This window comes from Telluria antibiotica, assembly GCF_011682055.1.
Lineage (GTDB): Bacteria > Pseudomonadota > Gammaproteobacteria > Burkholderiales > Burkholderiaceae_D > Telluria > Telluria antibiotica.
Map to the genome: position 1 here is coordinate 46,582 of NZ_JAAQOM010000018.1, position 21,050 is coordinate 67,631.

At 63.2% G+C, this 21,050-nt stretch carries 20 protein-coding genes; 8 read left to right on the plus strand and 12 right to left on the minus strand.

Annotated elements, in window-relative coordinates; all coding sequences use genetic code 11:
- Nucleotides 1-51: 51 nt before the first annotated feature.
- The 3 genes from HAV22_RS25120 to HAV22_RS25130 form a co-directional block, all read right to left on the minus strand.
- Complete coding sequence (locus tag HAV22_RS25120; protein WP_166862999.1) at nucleotides 52-1,365, minus strand: NAD(P)/FAD-dependent oxidoreductase; 1,314 nt, start codon at nucleotides 1,363-1,365, stop codon at nucleotides 52-54.
- A 16-nt stretch (nucleotides 1,366-1,381) separates the two neighbouring features.
- Nucleotides 1,382-2,833 carry an aldehyde dehydrogenase gene (locus HAV22_RS25125; RefSeq protein WP_166863001.1) on the minus strand — a complete coding sequence of 484 codons (1,452 nt, stop codon included), beginning with the start codon at nucleotides 2,831-2,833 and terminating at the stop codon, nucleotides 1,382-1,384.
- 248 nt (nucleotides 2,834-3,081) lie between these two features.
- The gene (locus HAV22_RS25130; RefSeq protein ID WP_166863003.1) at nucleotides 3,082-3,696 is read right to left on the minus strand and encodes an alpha-ketoglutarate-dependent dioxygenase AlkB family protein; all 615 of its coding nucleotides are present in this window, start codon (nucleotides 3,694-3,696) and stop codon (nucleotides 3,082-3,084) included.
- A gap of 117 nt (nucleotides 3,697-3,813) precedes the next feature.
- Between HAV22_RS25130 and egtD the strand changes: the two genes are divergently transcribed.
- Together egtD and egtB are read left to right on the plus strand one after the other, a co-directional pair.
- A complete protein-coding gene (egtD, locus tag HAV22_RS25135) occupies nucleotides 3,814-4,800 on the plus strand; it encodes an L-histidine N(alpha)-methyltransferase (protein ID WP_371869731.1) in 987 nt (328 codons plus the stop codon).
- The gene (egtB, locus tag HAV22_RS25140) at nucleotides 4,797-5,969 is read left to right on the plus strand and encodes an ergothioneine biosynthesis protein EgtB (protein WP_208296370.1); all 1,173 of its coding nucleotides are present in this window, start codon (nucleotides 4,797-4,799) and stop codon (nucleotides 5,967-5,969) included. Before egtD ends, egtB begins: the two co-directional genes overlap by 4 nt.
- Nucleotides 5,970-5,971: 2 nt before the next feature.
- On the opposite strand, the gene HAV22_RS25145 is transcribed toward egtB, so the two are convergent.
- The 5 genes from HAV22_RS25145 to HAV22_RS25165 all read right to left on the minus strand — a co-directional run bounded on the left by HAV22_RS25145 (nucleotide 5,972) and on the right by HAV22_RS25165 (nucleotide 10,072).
- Nucleotides 5,972-6,979: a helix-turn-helix transcriptional regulator gene (locus HAV22_RS25145; RefSeq protein ID WP_166863005.1), complete on the minus strand. Its 1,008-nt coding sequence runs from the start codon at nucleotides 6,977-6,979 to the stop codon at nucleotides 5,972-5,974.
- Nucleotides 6,980-7,080: 101 nt separating this feature from the next.
- Nucleotides 7,081-7,506, minus strand: a complete 426-nt coding sequence (locus HAV22_RS25150) for a DoxX family protein (RefSeq protein ID WP_229421409.1) — start codon at nucleotides 7,504-7,506, stop codon at nucleotides 7,081-7,083.
- A gap of 29 nt (nucleotides 7,507-7,535) precedes the next feature.
- Entirely contained in the window at nucleotides 7,536-8,246 is a 711-nt protein-coding gene (locus HAV22_RS25155) for an alpha/beta hydrolase (protein WP_166863009.1), read from the minus strand.
- 10 nt (nucleotides 8,247-8,256) lie between these two features.
- Nucleotides 8,257-9,042 (minus strand): DODA-type extradiol aromatic ring-opening family dioxygenase, encoded by a 786-nt coding sequence (locus HAV22_RS25160; protein ID WP_166863010.1) that lies wholly within the window; start codon nucleotides 9,040-9,042, stop codon nucleotides 8,257-8,259.
- An 85-nt stretch (nucleotides 9,043-9,127) separates the two neighbouring features.
- The gene (locus HAV22_RS25165; protein ID WP_166863012.1) at nucleotides 9,128-10,072 is read right to left on the minus strand and encodes a LysR family transcriptional regulator; all 945 of its coding nucleotides are present in this window, start codon (nucleotides 10,070-10,072) and stop codon (nucleotides 9,128-9,130) included.
- 125 nt (nucleotides 10,073-10,197) lie between these two features.
- Here HAV22_RS25165 and HAV22_RS25170 point away from each other — a divergent pair, with 125 nt between their 5' ends.
- Nucleotides 10,198-10,776 (plus strand): YceI family protein, encoded by a 579-nt coding sequence (locus HAV22_RS25170; RefSeq protein ID WP_166863014.1) that lies wholly within the window; start codon nucleotides 10,198-10,200, stop codon nucleotides 10,774-10,776.
- A gap of 6 nt (nucleotides 10,777-10,782) precedes the next feature.
- Here the strand turns inward: HAV22_RS25170 and HAV22_RS25175 are convergent, their stop codons facing one another.
- Nucleotides 10,783-11,784, minus strand: coding sequence for an alpha/beta fold hydrolase (locus tag HAV22_RS25175; protein ID WP_166863016.1), 1,002 nt, complete (start codon nucleotides 11,782-11,784; stop codon nucleotides 10,783-10,785).
- A 114-nt stretch (nucleotides 11,785-11,898) separates the two neighbouring features.
- Between HAV22_RS25175 and HAV22_RS25180 the strand changes: the two genes are divergently transcribed.
- The 3 genes from HAV22_RS25180 (at nucleotide 11,899) to HAV22_RS25190 (ending at nucleotide 14,627) form a co-directional block, all read left to right on the plus strand.
- A complete protein-coding gene (locus HAV22_RS25180; protein ID WP_166863018.1) occupies nucleotides 11,899-12,813 on the plus strand; it encodes a LysR family transcriptional regulator in 915 nt (304 codons plus the stop codon).
- Nucleotides 12,814-12,943: 130 nt separating this feature from the next.
- Nucleotides 12,944-14,080, plus strand: a complete 1,137-nt coding sequence (locus tag HAV22_RS25185; protein ID WP_166863020.1) for an NAD(P)-dependent alcohol dehydrogenase — start codon at nucleotides 12,944-12,946, stop codon at nucleotides 14,078-14,080.
- 79 nt (nucleotides 14,081-14,159) lie between these two features.
- The gene (locus tag HAV22_RS25190; RefSeq protein WP_166863022.1) at nucleotides 14,160-14,627 is read left to right on the plus strand and encodes a MarR family winged helix-turn-helix transcriptional regulator; all 468 of its coding nucleotides are present in this window, start codon (nucleotides 14,160-14,162) and stop codon (nucleotides 14,625-14,627) included.
- A 2-nt stretch (nucleotides 14,628-14,629) separates the two neighbouring features.
- Here HAV22_RS25190 and HAV22_RS25195 read toward each other — a convergent pair whose 3' ends face one another.
- Complete coding sequence (locus HAV22_RS25195) at nucleotides 14,630-15,736, minus strand: S-(hydroxymethyl)glutathione dehydrogenase/class III alcohol dehydrogenase (protein WP_166863024.1); 1,107 nt, start codon at nucleotides 15,734-15,736, stop codon at nucleotides 14,630-14,632.
- A gap of 141 nt (nucleotides 15,737-15,877) precedes the next feature.
- Between HAV22_RS25195 and HAV22_RS25200 the strand changes: the two genes are divergently transcribed.
- Nucleotides 15,878-16,906 (plus strand): GlxA family transcriptional regulator, encoded by a 1,029-nt coding sequence (locus HAV22_RS25200; RefSeq protein ID WP_166863161.1) that lies wholly within the window; start codon nucleotides 15,878-15,880, stop codon nucleotides 16,904-16,906.
- A 113-nt stretch (nucleotides 16,907-17,019) separates the two neighbouring features.
- Here the strand turns inward: HAV22_RS25200 and HAV22_RS25205 are convergent, their stop codons facing one another.
- Both HAV22_RS25205 and HAV22_RS25210 read right to left on the minus strand, forming a co-directional pair.
- Nucleotides 17,020-19,128, minus strand: coding sequence for a putative bifunctional diguanylate cyclase/phosphodiesterase (locus HAV22_RS25205; protein ID WP_166863026.1), 2,109 nt, complete (start codon nucleotides 19,126-19,128; stop codon nucleotides 17,020-17,022).
- Between the two features lie 150 nt (nucleotides 19,129-19,278).
- On the minus strand, nucleotides 19,279-20,199 hold the full coding sequence (locus HAV22_RS25210; RefSeq protein ID WP_166863028.1) for a LysR family transcriptional regulator: 921 nt from the start codon (nucleotides 20,197-20,199) through the stop codon (nucleotides 19,279-19,281).
- A 116-nt stretch (nucleotides 20,200-20,315) separates the two neighbouring features.
- On the opposite strand from HAV22_RS25210, the gene HAV22_RS25215 reads away from it, so the two are divergent.
- Complete coding sequence (locus HAV22_RS25215; protein WP_166863030.1) at nucleotides 20,316-21,020, plus strand: SDR family NAD(P)-dependent oxidoreductase; 705 nt, start codon at nucleotides 20,316-20,318, stop codon at nucleotides 21,018-21,020.
- The last annotated feature ends 30 nt before the right edge of the window (nucleotides 21,021-21,050 follow it).

Below are 21,050 nucleotides of genomic sequence, written 5' to 3' on the forward strand. Positions count from 1 at the left end.
AATATCAACTCCAAACGTTATTTGTCGTCTTTCCGCATACACGTGCCGGGATCAGTGGAGCTTCACGAGCGCCGTATTGCGCCGGATCAGGGTCCGCGCGATCGCCAGGCTGCAGGTACGCATCCAGCCGAGCACGGCACGGTCGTGCAACAGGTGCAGGCTGACGTACATAATCCGCGCCAGGCCGCCCCGCACGAACCAGGATCGTCCTTTCAGCGATCCCATCAATGTTCCAACGCTCGTCTGCGAGCCGACCGATACCAGCGATCCGTAATCCCGGTACACATAAGGAACGGGCGCCGCACGTCCACCCCGCATCTCGCGCACGAAGGCCCGGTACAGGTGGTCGGCCTGCTGGTGCGCGGCCTGGGCCCGCGGCGGCACGCGGCGCCCGTCTTCCATCGTACAGGCCGCACAATCGCCGATCGCATAGATGTCGGCATGGCCCTTGACGTTCAGGCTGGGCGTCACCTCCAGCTGGCCGGCAGCATTCGTTGGCAGGCCGAGCGTGGCCAGAAAGGCCGGCGCCTTGATCCCGGCGGCCCAGACGCAGACGTGGTAGGGATACACGTGCCCCGTCGCGTCCTGTACCTGGCCGGGAACGATCCGTGCGACGCGGCAGTCGGCCACCACGCGGACGTGGCGCTCCTCCAGCAGGTCCTTGGCCGCGGCGGCGACCTTCTCCGGCAGCGGCGGCAGGATGCGCGGCGCGCCTTCGAGGAGCGTGATGCGGATGTCGCGCGTCGCGTCGAGGCGGCGGAAACCGTAGTCGATATACTTGTTGCTCGCTTCACGCAGTTCGGCCGCGAGCTCCACGCCGGTGGCGCCGCCGCCTATGATGATCACGTCCACGCCCGCCCCCGCATCCTGTTCCTTGCGGTTTTCCGCCCAGGTCATCTGCTTGAGCATCTCGATCCGGAAACGCTCGGCGTCGCCCGGGCCGTTCAGCGAGATCGTGTGCTCGGCCGCGCCCGGCGTGTTGAAATAATGCGAAGTGCTCCCGACGGCGATGCATAGTTTGGCGTAGCCGAGCCGGCGCTGGGGAATGATGACGTCGCCGGAGTCCTCCTCGACCGCGGCGACGGTGATCTCGCGCTTCTCGGCGTCGAGTCCGGCGAACGAGCCATAGACGAAGGTGAAGTCGTTATGGTGCGCCAGCATCGTGTACGGCAACCCTTCCTTGTGCATGTCCATCGTCCCCGCCGCGACCTCGTGCAGCGACGGTTTCCAGATATGGTAGAAGGCATGGTCGACCAGGGTGACGCGCTCGCGGCCCAGCTTGCGGCCCAGCTTGCAGGCCAGCTCCAGGCCGCCGGCGCCGCCGCCGACGATGATGATATTGTCCGATTCGCTTTTTTTCACCATGATGAACGGCTGACGATCAGATGGGATACGGCTGGTCGGCCGGCTCGATGGTGATCCATTTCAGCTCGGTGAACTCGTCGATCACTGCGCGGCCGTCGAATTTGCCGTAGCCGCTCTGCTTGGTGCCGCCGTAGGGCGACTGCGCCTCATTGCCCACCGTAGCGCCATTGACGTGGCACGCACCCGCGTCGATCTGCAAGGCCACTTGCAGGGCGCGATGCACGTCGCGTCCGAACACGGCCGATGAGAGGCCATACGCCGTGTCGTTGGCCACTTCCACCGCCTCTTCGGTGCCATGCACCCGCACGACGGTCGTGATCGGACCAAAAGTCTCTTCGTCATAGATGTCCATCCCGGGCGTCACGCGGTCGAGGATCGTCGCTGGCATCACCGCACCGTTGGCAAAGCCACCTGCAACGATCTTGGCACCTTTGCCGACGGCATCTTCGATGAGGGCGTTCAGCCGGGCGCCGTTGGCCGCACTGACCATCGGTCCGATCACGCAAGCCGGATTCTCGACCGGGTCGCCAGCGGGCAGTCTGCTTGCGCGCACGGCAAACTTGGCGACGAATTCATCGGCCACCTTGTCGTCGACGACGATGCGCTCGGTCGACATGCAGATCTGCCCCTGATACAGGAACGAACCGAAGGTCGCAGCCTCCACTGCAGCGTCGACGTCAGCGTCGTCCAGCACGACGAGCGGTGCCTTGCCGCCCAACTCCAGAAGGCAACGCTTCAGCTGTGTGGCCGCCTTCTGCGCGATGATACGACCGACGCGGGTCGAGCCGGTGAAGTTGATGCGGCGGACTGCCTGGTGGGCGATCAGTGCGTCGATGACTTCCGGCGCGTCGCCCGGCGCGTTGGTCACGAAATTCAGCACGCCCGGCGGAAAGCCGGCTTCCAGCAGGGCTTCGGCGATCAGCAGGTGAGTACGCGGACTGGCTTCCGAAGCGCGGAAGATCACGGTATTGCCGCAAGCGATCGGATAGGCAATGGCGCGCGCGGCCAGCACGACCGGGCCGTTCCAGGGCACCATGCTCAGCACGACGCCGGCCGGCTGACGCACCGTCATCGAGATCGCGCCCGGCTTGTCGCTCGGGATCGTCTCACCCTGGATCTGGGTGACCAGGCCCGCGGCCTCTCGGAACAGGTTGGCGGCAAGCATGACGTTGAAGCCGCTCCATACCTGGCCGGATCCGACTTCCTGCGCCATCACCTCGATGAATGCCGAGGTGCGCTGTTCCAGTGCGTCGGCGGCCTTGAGCAACAGCGTCCGGCGCTCGGTCGGACTGGTTTTCGACCAGGTCTTGAAAGCCTTCGCGGCGGAATCGGCCGCCTTTACCGCATCCTCTACGGTGCCGGCTGCCGCGGTCGTGACGACCGCGCCCGTCACCGGGTTCTGGCGAGTGAAAGTGGCGCCGTTCGAAGCCGGCACGTACTGGTTGTCGATGATGAGTTGGGTGTCCATGTGGTTCTCCGTATTGTTCGTGGGGAAGAGCGCCGGTCCTCCATGCCGGATACGCGAATTCGGTGGGCTCGCGTGTGACGGCCTGCTGTTTGTGACAGGGCGTCCTGCGCAGGATGGTCCCGCGCTCGACAAACAGCTTATGCGGCGAATAAACGACTGTCTTACGGATGCAGGACAGAGAGGTGACGGATTCGTGCCATGCTGGGGCTGGTGTACGTCATCGGTATCCGCCCGGCCGGGCAGGAACTTCAGCCGGCGAAGCGCCGGAACGTCAGGCTGATGCGCGGCGTGCTCACGGCGGCAGTCTTCGCCACCGCGTGCAGCCAGTGTCGCTGCGTCTCCCCGCGCATGACGATGAGCTGGCCATGGCGCAGCATCATGTCGCGCCGCTCGCGCGTCCGCTTGTGCAGGAAGGCGAACTTGCGCGTGGCGCCCAGGCTCAGCGACGCGATGGTCGTGTGCGGTCCGTGAGCGGCTTCGCTGTCGCTGTGCCACGCCATGCCTTCGGTACCATCCCGGTAGAGGTTGAGGACGCAGGAGTCGAAGCGCGTTTGCGCCAATTCCTCGGCAAGACGGCGCGCGTCGTCCAACATGTCGCCGGGCCAGGGCTCCGCCACACGATCGATACCGGAATGTCGATAGCGGAAAGGCGCATCGGCGTACCATAGCGCGCGACGCGCGGTTTCGGTGACGATGCCATTCACGACCGCGACGTCGGGACGCCAGGGCAACCCATGCAACAGGCGCTCGTACAGCGCATCCGAATCGGGCGGCGCCAACGCCAATCCGAAATCGTTGACGATGCCATCGCATGGCAACAGGTTGAACTCTGCCAGGGTGGTGCCGAACAGATCGAGAGACATCGCTTCCATGCCCGACAGTTTACCAGCCGGGTCATCGCGTCATTTGAAACTGATAATTTCAAGTGTGGACGCTCGAAGACGATTTATCGCTCCGTGTAGCTGGTCTAGAGTAATGCGATGATGACCGAAACCACAATAGCGAAGACTCTTCCGGCCGCGGCCTCACAGGAAGCGCAAGCCGAACTGATTGCCGGCCTGAGGGCCCCTCTCCCCTACATTTCTCCAAAATTCCTGTACGACTCCCTGGGCAGCAAGCTCTTCGAGGCGATCTGCGAGCTGCCCGAATACTATCCGACTCGCACGGAAGCCGCGATCTTCAGCCGGCATGGCGAGCACATCGCAGAAGCCTGCGGCACGGGCGCGACGCTGGTCGACCTTGGTGCGGGAAATTGCGCCAAGGCGGCCAGGCTGTTTCCCACGGTGCGGCCATCGCAATACGTGGCAGTCGACATTTCGAGCGAATTCGTCCAGGGCGCGGTCGCGCAGCTTCGTCACCGCTTCAACGACATCGACATGCATGCGGTGGCCCAGGATTTTTCCGCAGGTCTCGTGTTGCCCGACACGGTTCGAGCACATCGCCGGCTGTTTTTCTACCCCGGCTCTTCCCTCGGTAATTTCCGTCCGGACGAAGCACGTGATTTTCTTGCCCATCTGCGCACCCAGTGCGATGCGCACGGCGGGCTCCTGATCGGTGTCGACCTGATCAAGGAAACAGCGGCATTGGCTGACGCCTACGACGACGCGCTTGGCGTGACGGCGGCCTTCAACCTCAACATCCTGCGTCATGTGAATCGCCTGATCGGCGCGAATTTCGACGTTTCGGGCTGGCGCCACCGCAGCTTCTACAATGCAGGGCACCAGCGCGTCGAAATGCATCTCGAGGCGCGCGAGGATGTGACCGTACGCTGGCGGGGCGGCATGCGCTACTTCGTGCGCGGCCAGTCCATCCATACGGAGAACAGCCACAAGTACACCCGGGGCACGATCGCCGACATGCTGGAACGGACCGGTTGGCGCCTCGACCACGTATGGACCGATCCGGACGAATGGTTTGCTGTTGTCTACGCCCGCCCGGCCAACCACGTCGCTGGCAAGGCGCCATGATACTTGCTTCCCGTTTCACCTCGATACGCCTGCACACGCTCGCCTTGGCCCAGCCGCTGTCTTCCGAAGACTGCATGGCACAGTCGATGCCGGACGCGAGCCCGGTCAAATGGCACCTCGCGCACACGACCTGGTTCTTCGAAACCTTTATCCTGGAGCAGATCGAACCGGATTTCGCCCCGTTTCACCAAGACTTCCGCTTCCTGTTCAACTCGTATTACAACGGTATCGGCGCACGCCATCCTCGTGCCCAGCGAGGGCTGTTGACGCGTCCCTCGCTGGCAGAGATTCAGGCCTACCGCAACGACGTCGACGAACGGATCCTGCGCCTTCTGGCGCCGCGGCCGGACGACCGCGGCCTTGCCGAACTCGTCACACTCGGCCTGCACCACGAACAGCAGCACCAGGAACTGATCCTTAGCGATGTGAAGCATCTATTGGCACAGAACGCGCTTTATCCCGTCTACAGTCCTGACGCACCGCATGCCGGTCGTGCGACCGGGCCCGCGCGCTGGCGAGCCTTCGAGGGCGGCGTGAGGGTCCAGGGTTTTGATGGCGAGGGCTTTTGCTTCGACAACGAGCTGCCGCCCCACCGTGTGTTCGTCGAACCGTTTTCCCTGTCCTCGCGCCTGGTGACCAATGGCGAATTCCTGGCGTTCGTGGAGGCTGGCGGCTACCGCAATCCGTCGCTGTGGCTGTCCGAAGGCTGGGACACCATCTGTGCCCGGGGCTGGTCCCATCCGATCTATTGGCGACTGGACGAACACGGCGCCTGGCAGGAATTCACGTTGCGCGGTTCGGCCCCGCTCCAGTCCGACGAGCCGGTGTCGCACCTGTCCATGTACGAGGCGGATGCCTTTGCGCGCTGGGCCGGCGCGCGCCTGCCGACCGAAGCGGAGTGGGAGTACGCGGCAACCCGCGGCATCGGAGACCTCGAGCAGCTGTTCGACCACTGCTGGCAATGGACCAGCAGCAGTTATGCCCCCTACCCCGGCTTTGCGGCCGCGCCAGGCGCAGTCGGTGAGTACAACGGAAAGTTCATGGTCAACCAGTATGTGTTGCGCGGATCCTCGATCGCCACGCCACCGGGACACGCGCGCGCGAGCTACCGCAACTTTTTCCCGGCTCACGCGCGCTGGCAGTTCAGCGGGCTGCGGCTCGCAAGATAGCCTCAGGCCGGCAGTACGCAGGCGCCATCGCGCGTCTGCGATGGCGTCTCGCCGAATGCGGCGCGGTACTGCCGGTTGAACTCGCCAAGGTGGCGATATCCCCATTCGAATGCCACGTCCGCCACGGTCTTGCGCCAGGCAGCCGGCGCCAGCAGCTCGCGCCTGATGTTCTCCAGCCGCAGCTTGCGTACGTACTGCATCGGCGGCGCTTCGCCTGCGTCCCTGAATGCCCGTGCCAGGGACCGCGGGCTGCAGCATGCCGCTTGCGCGATATCGGCCAGGGCGATATCGCTGGCGAGGTGCTGGCGGATGAAATCGCTGGCGCGCTCGAAAGCCGTCGACCCGACGTTCTGCGCGGAGCCGGGTAGCCCGGCGGCGTAGTTGTGGGGCTGGCTGTTCAGCAGCGTCAGCATCAGCATCTGTTCGATGGACGCAAGTTCAAGCATCGTGCGCGTGTGCGCCCCCGCACCGTTCAAGGTCAACACCAGGAAACGAAGCAGAGACCGCCAGCGCGCTGCGGTATGTGGATCGGACATCGCGGTCTCGAAGCGAAGCGTGCTACGCGGTGCCCTGCCGTAGGCCTGCCTGAAGAACTGCTCGAGGTGCGACCGGTGAAACCTCAGCTTGAGCACTTCGGTATCCGGCTCGTACATGAACACGGGGCGATCTTCTGCGTGCGCGATGATGGTGTCGCCGATATCGACATCGAAGGTACTGCCATCGATCGCGATGCCCGCACGCCCCTTGATTGCCGTGGTGACGACGACCGCATCCTCCAGGCCGGTCGGCGTGATGTCGACGGCCCTTCCGAATGCGAACGTGGAGATCGAGACCTCGCCGAAGCGGGCCGCCCGGATCTGCATCTCGCGGTGCGGCTTCGAGGTCCTCGGGTGCGCGAGATAGGAACCCTGGAGTTGTTCGATCACGGGCCTTGCGACCAGGACGTCCGTCGTCGCCACCTTGCTGAAGCGGTCGGACAGGAACAGGTCCGCCTGGTCATCCGGTCTCATGTCATCCCTTCTCTACGCCGTCCCTCAAGTATAGGATCGTCGCGCGCCGCCCGCAGCAAACGCGGTGAATGCCGCGGATTGATCCGGTGAATGAAGACGGCTCAGTTCCAGCGTCCAGCCGTCCCGCCCAGGCTGTAGCGACCCGCACCCAGCAGTGCCACGGCGATCGCGCCGCCCAGGTACATGCCTTGGAGTTCGAGGGCCCAGCCGCCCGTCTCATTTAACGTAAAAACCTGGCTTGTATGCACCAGCAGCAAGGCAACGATCATGTTGACGGCCACGACCAGCGCCGCCGGCCGGGTGAAGACCCCGAACAGGATCATCAGCGGCGCAACCACTTCGCCGATATACACCAGATAGCCGAACGCGCCTGGCAGGCCCGCCTTCTCGAGCATGCCGGTAATGAAGCCGACGCCACCGATGAGTTTTGACACGCCGTGGAACAGCAGCAGGACAGCGAGAACGACGCGCAGGACCAGCTTGCCCTGGTCGTCGCGTGCGTGCAGTGAGATGTTCGAGTTTTCCATGATCGTTTCCCGTGTAATCAAAGTTGAATTCATGCGCCGTTGACTGCGCTCGTGTCAGCGTCGAGCTGCCTGCCCAGCCAGCCCTGGAAGTCGCCGATCATGTCGCCGTCCAGCGCATGGCCGGCGGCATACTCGGTATAGGACAGCGGCACCCCGAGCCCGGTCAGCACCTGGCGGGCGTGGTGTGCGAAGTGGATGCCAAGCGTCTGATCATGTACGCCATGACTGACGAACGCCTGTACCTTGCCGAGCGCGGGAACCTGCCGGACCTGCGGCAGTACTTCCGGAAGAATGCGGCCGCTCAGCACGCCAAAGCCGGCGACGCGCTCCGGTGCCGTCAGCGCGACGCTGGCACTCATGATGCCGCCCTGGCTGAAACCGGCGATCCAGATCCGCTCGGGGTCGACTCCGTGGTTTGGCGGAAGCCGGTCGATAAAGTCGAGCAACCTGGCGCGCGAATCGTCCGCCTGTGTTGTATTGATGGCAGGTCCCGACGGCGTGAAGCTCACCTGGAACCAGGCAAAGCGTCCCGGCGCGAGCACCAGTGGACCGCGCAGGAGAATCACGACCAGCCGGGGATCCATCTGCCGGGCCAGCTCGATGAAGCCGCTTTCATTCGAACCGACGCCGTGCAGGAGCAGCAGGCAAGGCGCGTTCGCCGTCTCGACCTGTGCGGGCCGGAGCCGGTATGCCAGGCCTGTTACCGGCTCGATCGTGACGTTGTTCAGTGCTTCAGTCATGCTGTTCTCCTCATTGAAATGCGAAGGCGTCCATGGCAAGGACGCCATGTTCGACACTTGCGTGCAGTTGCGTGGCGCCGGCACCCGGCCCGGCCGCGCCCATCGCGACGAACAGAGGCAGCAGGTGCTCTTCGGTCGGGTGGTTGTGCGTGGCGAACGGCGCGGCCCGGCGGTAGGCCAGAAGAGCGGCGCGGTCGCTGTCCTCCAGGCGGGCCTTCATCCAGGCTTCGAATTCGCTGACCCAGTGCGGCACCGGCGCATCGATGCCCTGCCCCCGGAATTCGTACAGGTTATGCGTCAACGACCCCGAGCCGACGACCAGCACACCTTCCTCGCGCAGCCCAGCCAGCGCGCGCCCGATGTGTTCATGTTCCTCAGGGCCTGCCCCGTGGACGACCGAGAGTTGGGTCACCGGGATGTCCGCGTCGGGATACATGAGTGTCAACGGGACCCATGCGCCGTGGTCGAGGCCGCGCTCGGGGCTGGAGCCCGCCGCGATCCCGCCGGCTTCCAGCAACGCTACCGCTCGCCGGGCGGTATCAGGCGAGCCCGGTGCGGGATATTGGATTTCGAACAGCGCGCGTGGAAAGCCACCGAAGTCGTGGATCGTCTGGGGGTACGAGGCCAGGCTGGCTGCGGGGCCGCCCCGGGTCTCCCAGTGCGCCGATACCACGACGATGGCCTTGGGGCGGCCCAGCGACTTGCCGAGCCCCTGCAGAAACCGGCGCGCGGGACTGTCCTGCAACGCCAGCATGGGCGAGCCATGCGAGAGAAAGATGGTGGGAAGTTGAGACATCGCGAATCCTCATTCATTCGAGCGGTACAGACCGCATCCAGATGTCTCATCTTAACCATCCAAGTTTCCGCGATAAATCACCTTTTTAGCGCAATACTGTCTCGATATCAGGAACAATCACGGGATGTGTCGCCGATTTCCAGACCGGCTGGGCGAACGCCTCGACCAGGAAGTCGATCAACAGGCGTACCTTGGGCGATACGAACTTGCGGGACGGGTAGACCACATAAATGCCCAGTTCGAGCGAATGGTAGCCGAGCATCGTTTCCGCAAGCAGGCCATTCGCCAGGTCCGGACCGACAATGAACGTCGGCTGCAGGATCAGCCCCTGGCCTTGCAGCGCCGCCGCCCGGCAGGTATCGCCGCTGTTGGTTCGAATGCGCGGCACCACCTTCACCGTGACTTCGCCCGCCGGACCGGTGAAGCTCCAGTTCTCGCCGCTGGAGAACAGGCTGTACGAAATCACATCGTGCTGCAGGAGGTCGTTCGGCTGCGCCGGCCTGCCCCGGCGCTGGAGATAAGCCGGGGACGCGCACAACACCATGCGCGTCGCAGCCAGCTTGCGGCTGATAAGGGAAGACGTCGGCAACTGGCCGATACGGACCGCCATGTCGAAGCCATCCTCGACCAGATCGACCACACGGTCCGACAACGTGATGTCGAGCGAAAGCTTCGGGTGCCGTGCCAGAAAGACCGGCCAGAGAGGTGCCAGGTGCATGAGGCCGAAGGTTACGGGAACACTCACCTTCAACAGGCCGGCCGCTTGGCCCGTGCGCGACGTGATCTCGGCTTCGGCTTCATCGAGGTTGACGAGCAGCTCGCGGCAGCGCGCATAAAAGATTTCGCCTTCCGTCGTCGGCGACAGCTTGCGCGTGGTCCGATGCAGCAGGCGTACGCCAAGACGCTCCTCGAGTTCGCTCACGTAGCGCGACACCGCCGCCTTCGACATGTCCAGTACCTGGGTAGCACCCGTAAAGCTCCCGGCTTCGACGACTGCCGAGAAAACTTTCATTTCAAGAAATTTGTCCATTGTCTCAATCCGCGGAACAGTTATTCCGATTCTATGCCGTTTATCCCATCAAGAGAGACTCTTATAGTGCAGTTCCTGCCCATTCGAGTCTGGGCGTCATCTACCGCCAACAAGGATCAACAATCATGAAACCGAAATCCCACATCGCCCTGTTCGTCGCCGCAATCGCCACCTCCGCGTCTGTCTTCGCGGCCGACATCTATACGATCGAGCCGAACCACACCTATCCCAGTTTCGAAGCCGACCACCTTGGCGGACTGTCGACGTGGAGGGGGAAATTCACCAAGAGCAGCGGCAGCATCACGCTCGACCGCGCGGCAAAAACCGGCAGCGTGGACATCACGATCGACACCGACAGCATCGATTTCGGCAACGCCAAGTTGAACGAACATGTGATGAGCGAGGAGATGTTCGATGTCGCCAAGTATCCCAAGGCCACCTACAAGGCGTCCTCGATCCAGTTCAAGGGTGACAAACCCGCTGTCGTGAACGGCGATCTGACGCTGCATGGCGTGACCCGGCCGGTCAAGCTCGTGATCGACAGCTTCAAGTGCATGCCGCATCCGATGTTCAAGCGCGAAGTCTGCGGTGCCAATGCCGTTGCAACCTTCAGCCGCAGCGACTTCGGCATCGACTACGGCACCCGGATGGGCTTCAGCCCCGAGGTAAAGCTGGCCATCCAGGTGGAAGCGCTCAAGCAATAAGCGCGATCAGCGCTCGAGGAAGGCGCGCAGGTCGGCCGTGAACTTGAACGGGTTCTTGAACGCCAGGAAGTGGTCGCCTTGCTCCTGGGCCGTGTACACGTGCAGTTCGCTGTTGGGGATGGCGGAATGGATCCAGCGCTGGCCCTGCAGCGAATCGCTGTAGACGCCGGTAAAGATCGCGGTCGGCACATTCACCTTGGTACGGATGACGTCGCGCCAGTCGTTCATCGCATGGTCGAACAGAACCAGTTTTACATGGTCGACATCGTTCTTGACGACGGATTCGGCGAATGCCTCGGAGTTCGCGAACGCAGGCGAATCGCGCAGCATGAAGCGCTGGAATGCCTGGCTATTCACGACCAGGGAGCTGACCGGCTTGCCGGTCGTGAAGGCTTCGACCATGCGCTCCGGCGAGCTGGTGATGCCGCCGGCATCGAGCCTTTCCTTTTCCGACCAGTCTGCATGACTGTAGATCGACGGCGGTTCGTCGATGAACACGGCCTTGTTGATGCCCTTTGTGCCGAACAGGTCGATGTAACTCCACAAGACCGCTGCGCCCATCGACCAGCCGCAGTAGTCCACCTTCTTCGCCCCGAGATGATCGCCGAACTCCTTCAGGTCGGCGGCGAAGCGGGCGATGCGCGCGCCGCGGTCGGTACGTTCGGACAGCCCCTGATTGCGCGGATCGAGGACGTACACGTGGTAATGCTTGCTGAGCAGGTACATCACGTTCACGTACTCGGCCCCATTCGCCGACCAGCCGGGTATGAAGACGAGGGGCTTCCCCTTGCCGGCCTCCCAATACGACAGCTTGACACCGTCGCTGGTGGTAAAGGTATTGATCTGCAGGTCCTTGAAGTCGGATAGCCGCGCCGGCAGGCCGTCGACCTTGTTCGGGAACGTGAAATCCTTGCCGATGACGGAAATCGCCGGTGCGGCCGCGGCACTGCCGACGGCAAGCGCCAGGGCAAAGCCGGCCAGGGCGCGGTTGATGAAAGTTCGTTGCATGGTTTTAGGTCCTTGTCGTCTGGCGGTGCGCCGATGAATAGAGTCACTGTACAACCTGAAACACAATACGATAAATAGGTGATATGCTTTAATACCTGAAACAGGGCATTTCAAATGGATCGCTTATTAAGCATGACGGTATTTGCCAAGGCCGTCGAACTGGGCTCGTTTTCCTCCGCTGGCGAGGCCATGCACATGTCATCCCAACTGGTGGGCAAGCACGTACAAACGCTTGAACACCACCTTGGGGTCCGCCTCCTGAACCGGACGACGCGGCGCCAGCACCTGACCGACATCGGCGCAAGCTACTATGAGCGGGTCAAGGTGATCCTGGCGGAAGTGGAGTCGGCGGAAGGACTGGCCGCGGAGACGCGCGCCATCCCGCGCGGCCGCCTGCGCGTGAATGCCTCGGTGACCTTCGGGGTGCATGCGCTGGCACCGCGGTTGCCCGAATATCTCGCCGCCAATCCTGAAGTGACGGTGGACCTCTCGCTGTCGAACGGTTACGTGGACGCGATCGACGAAGGCTTCGACATCGTGTTCCGAATCGGAGAACTCGCCGACAGCAGCCTGATCGCGCGCGAACTCGCGCCCTACCAGTTGGTGCTGTGCGCCGCGCCGGCTTATCTGGAACGCCACGCTCCCATCCACACGCCGCACGACCTGTCGCACCACGAATGCCTCGGGTTTTCCCACACCGAACTACGCACGCACTGGACGCTGGATGGTCCAGACGGACGCATCACGGTCCCTGTGTCGGGGCGCTTCATGACAAACCATGGCGAAGCCATGCTCGCCATCGCGTCGAACGCCCTCGGCATCATGCTGCAGCCGCTGGAACTGGTGCGCGCGGAACTGGCCGCCGGCCGCCTCGTGCAAGTGCTCCCGGAATACACCGCGCCGAAGCGGCCCATGCACATCCTGTATGCGCCGGATCGGCGCCTGACACCGAAGCTGCGCAGCTTCATCGACTTCGCACTGGCCACATTCGGACCTGGCGGCGGCGCTACGCGGCCCTGCGACCAGTGATTCCAAACAGGATGTTTGGAGTGTCCAAGCGGATTGATGATTTATCCGCAAGGTAAGCCCACCCTATAGTAGCCGGCGCGGAGGCATCCACCTTTTCGAGCTGCCTCCCTTTCCAGAGGAGGTACCGAACATGACGAACGATCCGAAACGCCAGCCGATCCGCGCTGCGGTTGCCCGCACCGCCGGCCAGCCGCTGCAATTCGAATCCGCGACGCTTGAGGCGCCGCGCGACAACGAAGTACTGGTGCGCATGGTTGCCACTGGCGTCTGCCACACCGACATGGTCATCCGCGACCAGCAGTACAAGACCCCGTTGCCCATGATCCTTGGACACGAGGGTGCCGGCGTGATCGAACAGGTCGGCCGCAACGTGACGACCGTCGCGCCGGGCGATCACGTGGTCATGGCGTATATGTATTGTGGTCTGTGCTCGCCGTGTGCGACCGGACATCCGGCCCACTGCGCCAACATGGGCCCGCTCAACTTCGGCGGCGGGCGCCTGGACGGCAGCTCGTCGGCCTGCTGCCACGACGGTGGCGAACTGCATGACCACTTCTTTGGCCAGTCCTCGTTCGCGACACACGCAATCGCCAGCGAGCTGAACGTGGTCAAGGTGCCCAAGGAAGTTCCGCTGGAGCTGCTCGGCCCCCTCGGCTGTGGCATCCAGACCGGCGCCGGCGCAGTACTCAATGCAATGAAGGTCCATGCCGGCGCCTCGTTCGCCGCGTTCGGCACTGGCGCTGTCGGCCTGGCCGCCCTGATGGCCGCGCGCGTTGCCGGCGCAACGAAAATCATCGCCGTCGACGTCAACTCGACGCGCTTGCAACTGGCCCTCGAACTTGGCGCCACCCACGCGATCAACAGCCGCGAGACCGACCCGGTGGCGGAGATCCGCAAGATCACTGGCGGCGGCGCCGATTTCACGCTGGAATGCAGCGGCCGCGCGGCAGTGCTGCGCCAGGCCATCGACAGCGTCGGCCTGCTGGGTACGTGCGGAATCGTCGGCGCGACGCCGGAAGGCACGGAAGCGTCGTTCAACGTCAACGACGTCATGATCCCCGGCCGCCGCATCATGGGCATCGTACAGGGTGACGTGGTGTCGCGCACCTTCATTCCCGAACTGATCGAACTGTACCGCCAGGGCCGTTTTCCGTTCGACCGGCTGGTGAAGTTCTATGACTTCGACGACGTCAACCAGGCAATGGCCGACAGCGAAAGCGGCGTCACCATCAAGCCTATCCTGCGCTTCGAGTCCGCCGCCGCGTGACCGATAGGTGCCGCATACCTCCGGCAGGCTTGAATGTATTTGCCCAAGCAAGTACGATGGCGGCCTCACCGGAGGCAACGTGGCACAGCACGCAGGGACTGAACTGGACAATCTGATTGGCGGTGGCCTCGGCCACCTCGTCAATGGCGTGCGCAACGCCATCTTCGCGGCACTCGAGCGTGAGCTTGCCCCACTGGAACTAACTTCCGCGCAATTCATCGTCATAATCGCTGCCATGCGCGGCCGTGCGCGCACCGTCAACGAATTCTGCGAGTTCGCGGGCATCGATGCGGGACCGATGTCGCGCCTGCTCGACCGCCTGGAAGCCAAGGATATCGTGCGGCGTACGCGCGGCAGCGTCGACCGGCGTCAGGTCAACGTCGAGCTCACGTCCAAGGGGAGCGCGCTCTACCCGCAAGTCATGGACATCATTGCCCGCGTCAACCGTCAGTTCCTCGGCGGCTTTTCGCCAGCGGAAGCGACGCAGTTACAGGTGTTCCTGCAACGCCTGCTTGCCAATTGCGATGCCGCGCTGCCTCCGCGCTGACGTCAATAAAGCACGACCGAGCGTATCGATTCGCCGCGCTTCATCAGTTCGAAGCCCTCGTTGATCCGGTCGAGCGGAAGCCGGTGGGTGATCAGGTCGTCGATATTCAGCTTCCCCTCCATGTACCAGTCGACGATCTTAGGCACGTCGGTACGGCCGCGTGCGCCGCCAAACGCAGAACCGCGCCATTCGCGTCCCGTCACCAGCTGGAACGGCCGGGTCGAAATTTCTTGGCCAGCCGCGGCCACGCCGATGATGAAGGATTTCCCCCATCCCTTGTGCGTGCACTCGAGGGCTTGGCGCATCGTCGTGACGTTGCCGATGCACTCGAAGCTGTAGTCCGCTCCGCCGTCGGTCAACTGGACGATGCTGTCGACGACGTTCTCGACCTCTTTCGGATTGACGAAGTGCGTCATGCCGAATTTGCGCGCCATCTCTTCGCGGCCCGGATTGATGTCCACGCCGATGATCTTGTCCGCGCCCACCATTTTTGCCGCCTGGATCACGTTTAGGCCGATGCCGCCCAGTCCGAAGACGACGACATTGGCACCCGCCTCCACCTTTGCGGAGAAAAGTACGGCACCAACGCCGGTCGTCACGCCGCAGCCGATGTAGCAGACCTTGTCGAACGGCGCATCGCTGCGGATTTTCGCGAGCGCGATTTCCGGCACCACGATGTAATTGGAAAAGGTCGACGTCCCCATGTAGTGGAACAGGGGTTTGCCGTCCAGCGAAAAACGGCTGGTGGCATCCGGCATCAAACCGCGCCCTTGCGTCGCACGGATCGCCTGGCACAGGTTGGTCTTCTGCGACAGGCAGAATTTGCACTGGCGGCATTCCGGCGTGTACAACGGGATGACATGGTCATCCCTTTTCAGGCTCGTCACCCCTGGGCCGACGTCGACGACGATGCCGGCGCCCTCATGACCCAGGATGGCGGGAAAGATACCTTCTGGATCGGCGCCGGACAGCGTGTACCAGTCGGTATGGCAGATGCCGGTGGCCTTGAGTTCGACCAGCACCTCGCCGGCACGGGGCCCCTGCAGGTCGACGTCTTCGATGGTCAGTGGTGCGCCGGCCTGCCAGGCCACAGCTGCTTTGGTTTTCATGCGTAGCGTTCCTAAAAGAGTCAAGAATGAAGACACGCATTGTGCGCGGCACTGGCAGCCGACGTGCCGGCGCGACCACACGATGGCAGGATGTGGTGCAATAATGGCGGAATTTTGTCCAGCGATCCGGCCGCAACCACCATGCACTCAACAAGCGCCCCTTCCCCCAGGACCGTCGACATCGTCGTCTACGCGGGCTTCAAGGCCATGGAGGCCGTGGGACCGATGTCGGTCTTCGAGTATGCCAACGTGCACCTGCGCCGCCGTGGCCAGCCACCCGGCTACGACGTACGCATCGCGTCCGACCGTATCGGTATCGTTCCTTCGGATACCCTGATGTCCCTGCAGGCCACCAAGGTCCTGAGCAGCCTGGCACTGCCCGACATTGCCGTCATCGTGGGTGCGAGGGACATCGAGCGGGCACTGGCCGCAGGGCCTGCCATCGTCGAGTGGATCGCCGATGCGGCAACGCGTATCGAGCGACTGGCGGCATTGTGCTCCGGCGCTTTCTTCCTTGCCGCGGCCGGAGTACTGGACGGTCGGCGCGCGACCACCCACTGGAGCGTCGCGCGGCAGTTGCAGGCCGATTTCCCCGCCGTATCGGTGGATGCGGACGCCATCTTCGTCAAGGCAGACAACCTGTGGACCTCGGCAGGTGTTACGGCAGGTATCGACCTCGCGCTCGCGCTGGTCGAGGAAGACTTCGGCCGCGAACTGGCGCTCGACGTGGCGACGGACATGGTGGTCTACCTGAAACGCCCCGGCGGCCAGTCTCAGTTCAGCACGCATTTGCTGAGCGACCGCACGACACGCCCATCGATCCGCGACATCCAGAAATGGATTCTGGCGAACCTGCAGGTACGCACGTCGGTCGCACAGCTCGCCAGCCAGGCGATGATGAGCGAGCGTCACTTTGCCCGCGTGTTTCTGCAGGAAGTCGGCATGAGCGTACAGGAGTTCATCGAAGCCTGCCGCTTCGAGCGCGCGACGCAGCTGTTGGCAGACGTGCGCATGCCTCTGAAAACCGTGGCGGCGCACGCCGGGTTCAGCGCTGAAGCGCACATGCGCAGGGTATTCCAGAAAAAACTCGACATTACGCCGCGCGTTTACCGGGAGCGCTTTGCGACGACCGGGGTCGCGGCCGGTGCAGCAGAAAGCAGGGACATTTGATTCGAGAACGTCTCGACGTGTCGAGACGACTCGGGTCACGAAGGCTTGCCGCCGTTTGATTCGAAACGCACCAAGGGGCCCGCCTGCAATGCCATGGCGCGCTCAGGCATGCCCTACCCGACGGCACTGTAGAGGTGTTCGAACTCGGCGATCGGCAGCGGCCGCCCCAGCAGATAGCCCTGCATCGACGAGCACCCTCCATGGATCAGAAAACTCCGCTGCGCTTCGTGTTCGACGCCCTCGGCCACGATGTCGAGCTTGAGCTTGCGCGCCAGTGCGATAATGGCTTCCACGATGGGCGCCGACTCGGGATCGGTCCCGACATCGCGCACGAATGAGCGGTCGATCTTGAGTGCGGCCAGTGGAAAGGTCTTCAGATAGGCCAGCGAGGAGTAACCGGTCCCGAAGTCGTCGAGCGAGAAACAGATACCCTGCGAGCGAAGAGCGTGCATACGCTCGGTAATCTCCAGCCGGTCTTCGGCGAACACGCTTTCCGTCAATTCCAGGCATAGTCGCTCAGCGGATGCGCCCGTGCGGTCCAGGATCTCCGCGACCGCTGCGGGAAAAGCCCGATCGCGCATCTGATGTACGCTGACGTTGACCGACAGCTTGACATGTCGCAGCGTCGGGTCCGAGCGCCAGCGAGCCAGCGCGCGGCAGCTCTCCTTAAGCACGTATTCGCCGAGAGGGAGTATGAGCCCCGATTCTTCTGCGAATCCGATAAAATGGTCGGGTCCGATGATGTCGTCCTCGTCGCGCTGCCAGCGCACCAGTACCTCGGCACCGACCAGCCGCCCGTGGCGATTGAATTGTGGCTGGCAGAACAGGCGGAATTGGCCCAGCGACAAACCGTCGCGCATCGCGGCCTCGAAGGCAGCGCGGCGATCCGCCGCATCCTGCATGCTGGGATCGAAGAAACACGCATGATTGCGCCCTGCCGCCTTCGCGCGGTACATCGCCAGGTCGGCTTGCTTGAGCAAGGTTTCGCTATTGCTGCCTTTGCCGTCGAACAGCGTAACGCCGATGCTGGCCGAACTCTTGAATAAAAGCGATCCAAGCTGGTAAGGTTGTCCCAGGACCGACAGGATCTTTACGACCACCCGGTCGGCCTCGGCGGCGGCGTCGCTCGCGGATGCACCAAGGCCCTCCAGGACGACGACGAACTCATCACCGCCGAGCCGGGCCAGCTGGTCGCTGTCGCGTACGGTGGTGCGTAGCCGCTGGGCCACCTGGCGTAGCAACATATCGCCCAGGTCATGTCCCATCGTGTCGTTCAGCAGCTTGAAATTGTCCAGGTCGAGATAGAGCAGCGCGCTGCAATGGCCCGAACGCCTGCTGCGCGCCAATGCATGTTCCAGTTCTTCGATCAGGAAACGGCGGTTGGGCAGACCCGTCAGGTGATCGAAGTACGCCAGTTCATGGATGCGCCGTTCGGTGCGCTTGCGTTCGGTGAGATCGGTGTTCACGCCGGAGATGCGCACCGCCGTGCCGGCGTCGTCGCGCAGGACGAAGCCGCGCGAGAGGACTGACACGTAGTGCCCGTCCTGGTGGCGCAGCCGGAACTCGAGGCTGAAACTCTCGCGCGGGCTGGGTAGCAGCTCTGCAAGGTAATCCGTGATCATTGCGTCGTCGTCGGGATGCAGGAGGCGCCGCCATGCGCCGGAATCCTCGATGCCTTCCCCGCTGGCATAGCCCAGCATGTTCCACCAGCGCTCGGAGTAGTACACGTCGCCCGTGATCAAGTCCCAGTCCCAAGGCGCATCCGTAGATCCCTTCAGCACGAGCCGCAACCGCTCTTCCGATTTTTGCAAGGATTGCTGGGCAACTTTCAGCGCCGTGCAATCGGTGAAGCAGACGACGACCTGCTGAAGTTGACCTGCGTCGCCGTATTCGGGGTAGGCATTACACAGCAGCCAGCGCGTCGGACCGTTACCGGCAATGCCTGAGACCTGACCGGAAAGTTTTTTGCCTGTGCTCAGGACTATATTCGCAGGAAACTCTTCGCGTGGCCGGGGCGTGCCATCTTCACGTAGTACGGTCCAGGCTCCTCCACTGGGATCAATGCCGAGCAGTTCGCCTTCGCTCTGCCCTAGAAGTTCTTGCGCAAGGCGATTGACAGAGACGATACGACCGTCCGCGGCATGCACGACGACGCCCGCCGGCAAATGATCGTGCAGTGCGTCCAGACGGCGCAAAATGTCCGCTGAGGAGGTGGAATCCATGTCGATTGGGACTCAACAAATGGAATAAAGCAGGAGTGTAAATACTAGCAGTTTTACCGTCCGAAAGAGGTTTCACCGACATCCGTTTCGGACGTACTTCGCGGTTCGTTGGATGCGCCGGGCCCATGCGACAGAGCCGACATCCTGGGCCTAGCCGAAATCCGAGTCGAGCCTGCCCGCCTGCCCGAGTTCGATCAGGCGATCCACCACGTGACGCACTTTGGGACGTAAATGGACGGCACGCGGCCATACCGCATGCACGTCGATCCGGTGCCGCGTGCACTCCTCCAGCACCACGGCGAGGTGTCCGTCTTCGATATGCCGGCGGAACAATGCTTCCGGCATCTGGCACAAGCCGAAGCCGGCCAGCGTCGCCTCGACCATCGCATCGGCATCGCCGATCTGGTAAGTCGCCGGCGGCATGAAGCGGGTTGCGGCGCCGTCCTCGTCGACGTGCCACGATAGCGGCTGTCCGCGCCTGTGTCCGACAATGCAGCGATGCGCCGCAACGTCATCCAGGCGCCGCGGCGTCCCGAACCGCGCCAGGTAGCCGGGCGTCGCGCAGATCACCCAACGGTGGCTGGTCAGCTTGCGCGCGATGATGTCGCTGGAATCCTCGATCGGGCCGAATCGGATGGCCAGGTCGACACCTTCCTCGATGAGGTCGATTACACGGTCCGTGAAGGTCAAGGTCAGTTCCAGGGCCGGGTAGCGCTCGGCGATGTCGAGCAATACCGGCAGGACGACACGGCGCCCGAACGCAGCCGGCATGTCCACCCGCAGGCGACCGGCCGGTTCCGCGAGCCGCGTGCCGAGGTTGCTCTCCGCTTCGCCAATCTCGTCCAGTGCCGCGGCGCACACCGCGTAATAGGCCTGCCCATCCGTGGTGAGGCTCAGGCGTCGGGTCGTCCGATAGAACAGTTTGACGCCGAGCCGTTCCTCCATGCGGGCGATCGCCTTGCCGACCGCAGACTTCGATATCCCGAGCAATTCTCCCGCCTCGGTAAAGCTGGCCGAGCGCGCCACTGCGACGAATGTCGCGATGCCGCTCAGCGATTCCGCAGTCACCATATGTCCCTATGAAAAGCAGGATTGTAGACAAATAGTAGACAGAGTGGTGCATTCAAGACTGTTTATTGTGGTGTAGCGCTACCTTAAGCTGTGGTCTTTCACCGTTGGAGAGCACCATGAAACATACCGAACAACAACGTACCGTCCTGTTACTGGGGGCATCGCGCGGCATTGGCCTCGGCCTCGTTACCGAATACCTTGCACGTGGATGGCGCGTCATCGCGACCCAGCGGAGCCTGACCGTAGCGCCCGCACTGTGCGAACTCGCGGCCGATGCCGATGGGGCGCTGACCATCCTGAGCGCGGACATCGACCGTCCGGACGATATCGCCGCGCTCGCGCGCCGCCTGGAAGGCATCACGCTGGATCTGTTGTTCGTCGTGGCCGGTGTCAGCGACGACCCGAACCAGACCATCGGTCAGATTTCCACCGACGAATTCACCCGCGTCATGGTCACCAACGCGCTCAGCCCGTTGCGCGCCATCGAACGGCTGGCGGAACATGTGCGCGCCGATGGCTCGATCGCGGTCATGAGTTCTGCCCTGGGCAGCGTCGCAGGCAACACCACGGGTGGCTACGAGGCCTACCGCGCCAGCAAGGCCGCATTGAACATGCTGATGCGCAGCTACGCGGCACGGGCCGGCGGAAACCGTTCGCTGCTGGCGCTGATGCCGGGCTGGGTCAAGACCGACATGGGCGGGCCGGACGCACCGGTCGAAGTGAAGGACAGTACCGCCGGTCTTGCCGACACCATCGAGAAACACGCGGGCCAGCCCGGACTCGTGTTCGTCGATTACCAGGACAATCAGATCGCCTGGTGACACCATCATTTTTTCAACCTCTTCAAAGGA

What these genes read in the sequence shown, in the direction of transcription:
- HAV22_RS25120 (WP_166862999.1), bottom strand. Translation starts at nt 1,365, where the DNA reads ATGGTGAAAAAAAGCGAATCGGACAATATCATCATCGTCGGCGGCGGC.
- HAV22_RS25125 (WP_166863001.1), bottom strand. Translation starts at nt 2,833, where the DNA reads ATGGACACCCAACTCATCATCGACAACCAGTACGTGCCGGCTTCGAAC.
- HAV22_RS25130 (WP_166863003.1), bottom strand. Translation starts at nt 3,696, where the DNA reads ATGTCTCTCGATCTGTTCGGCACCACCCTGGCAGAGTTCAACCTGTTG.
- egtD (WP_371869731.1), top strand. Translation starts at nt 3,814, where the DNA reads ATGATGACCGAAACCACAATAGCGAAGACTCTTCCGGCCGCGGCCTCA.
- egtB (WP_208296370.1), top strand. Translation starts at nt 4,797, where the DNA reads ATGATACTTGCTTCCCGTTTCACCTCGATACGCCTGCACACGCTCGCC.
- HAV22_RS25145 (WP_166863005.1), bottom strand. Translation starts at nt 6,979, where the DNA reads ATGAGACCGGATGACCAGGCGGACCTGTTCCTGTCCGACCGCTTCAGC.
- HAV22_RS25150 (WP_229421409.1), bottom strand. Translation starts at nt 7,506, where the DNA reads ATGGAAAACTCGAACATCTCACTGCACGCACGCGACGACCAGGGCAAG.
- HAV22_RS25155 (WP_166863009.1), bottom strand. Translation starts at nt 8,246, where the DNA reads ATGACTGAAGCACTGAACAACGTCACGATCGAGCCGGTAACAGGCCTG.
- HAV22_RS25160 (WP_166863010.1), bottom strand. Translation starts at nt 9,042, where the DNA reads ATGTCTCAACTTCCCACCATCTTTCTCTCGCATGGCTCGCCCATGCTG.
- HAV22_RS25165 (WP_166863012.1), bottom strand. Translation starts at nt 10,072, where the DNA reads ATGGACAAATTTCTTGAAATGAAAGTTTTCTCGGCAGTCGTCGAAGCC.
- HAV22_RS25170 (WP_166863014.1), top strand. Translation starts at nt 10,198, where the DNA reads ATGAAACCGAAATCCCACATCGCCCTGTTCGTCGCCGCAATCGCCACC.
- HAV22_RS25175 (WP_166863016.1), bottom strand. Translation starts at nt 11,784, where the DNA reads ATGCAACGAACTTTCATCAACCGCGCCCTGGCCGGCTTTGCCCTGGCG.
- HAV22_RS25180 (WP_166863018.1), top strand. Translation starts at nt 11,899, where the DNA reads ATGGATCGCTTATTAAGCATGACGGTATTTGCCAAGGCCGTCGAACTG.
- HAV22_RS25185 (WP_166863020.1), top strand. Translation starts at nt 12,944, where the DNA reads ATGACGAACGATCCGAAACGCCAGCCGATCCGCGCTGCGGTTGCCCGC.
- HAV22_RS25195 (WP_166863024.1), bottom strand. Translation starts at nt 15,736, where the DNA reads ATGAAAACCAAAGCAGCTGTGGCCTGGCAGGCCGGCGCACCACTGACC.
- HAV22_RS25200 (WP_166863161.1), top strand. Translation starts at nt 15,878, where the DNA reads ATGCACTCAACAAGCGCCCCTTCCCCCAGGACCGTCGACATCGTCGTC.
- HAV22_RS25205 (WP_166863026.1), bottom strand. Translation starts at nt 19,128, where the DNA reads ATGGATTCCACCTCCTCAGCGGACATTTTGCGCCGTCTGGACGCACTG.
- HAV22_RS25210 (WP_166863028.1), bottom strand. Translation starts at nt 20,199, where the DNA reads ATGGTGACTGCGGAATCGCTGAGCGGCATCGCGACATTCGTCGCAGTG.
- HAV22_RS25215 (WP_166863030.1), top strand. Translation starts at nt 20,316, where the DNA reads ATGAAACATACCGAACAACAACGTACCGTCCTGTTACTGGGGGCATCG.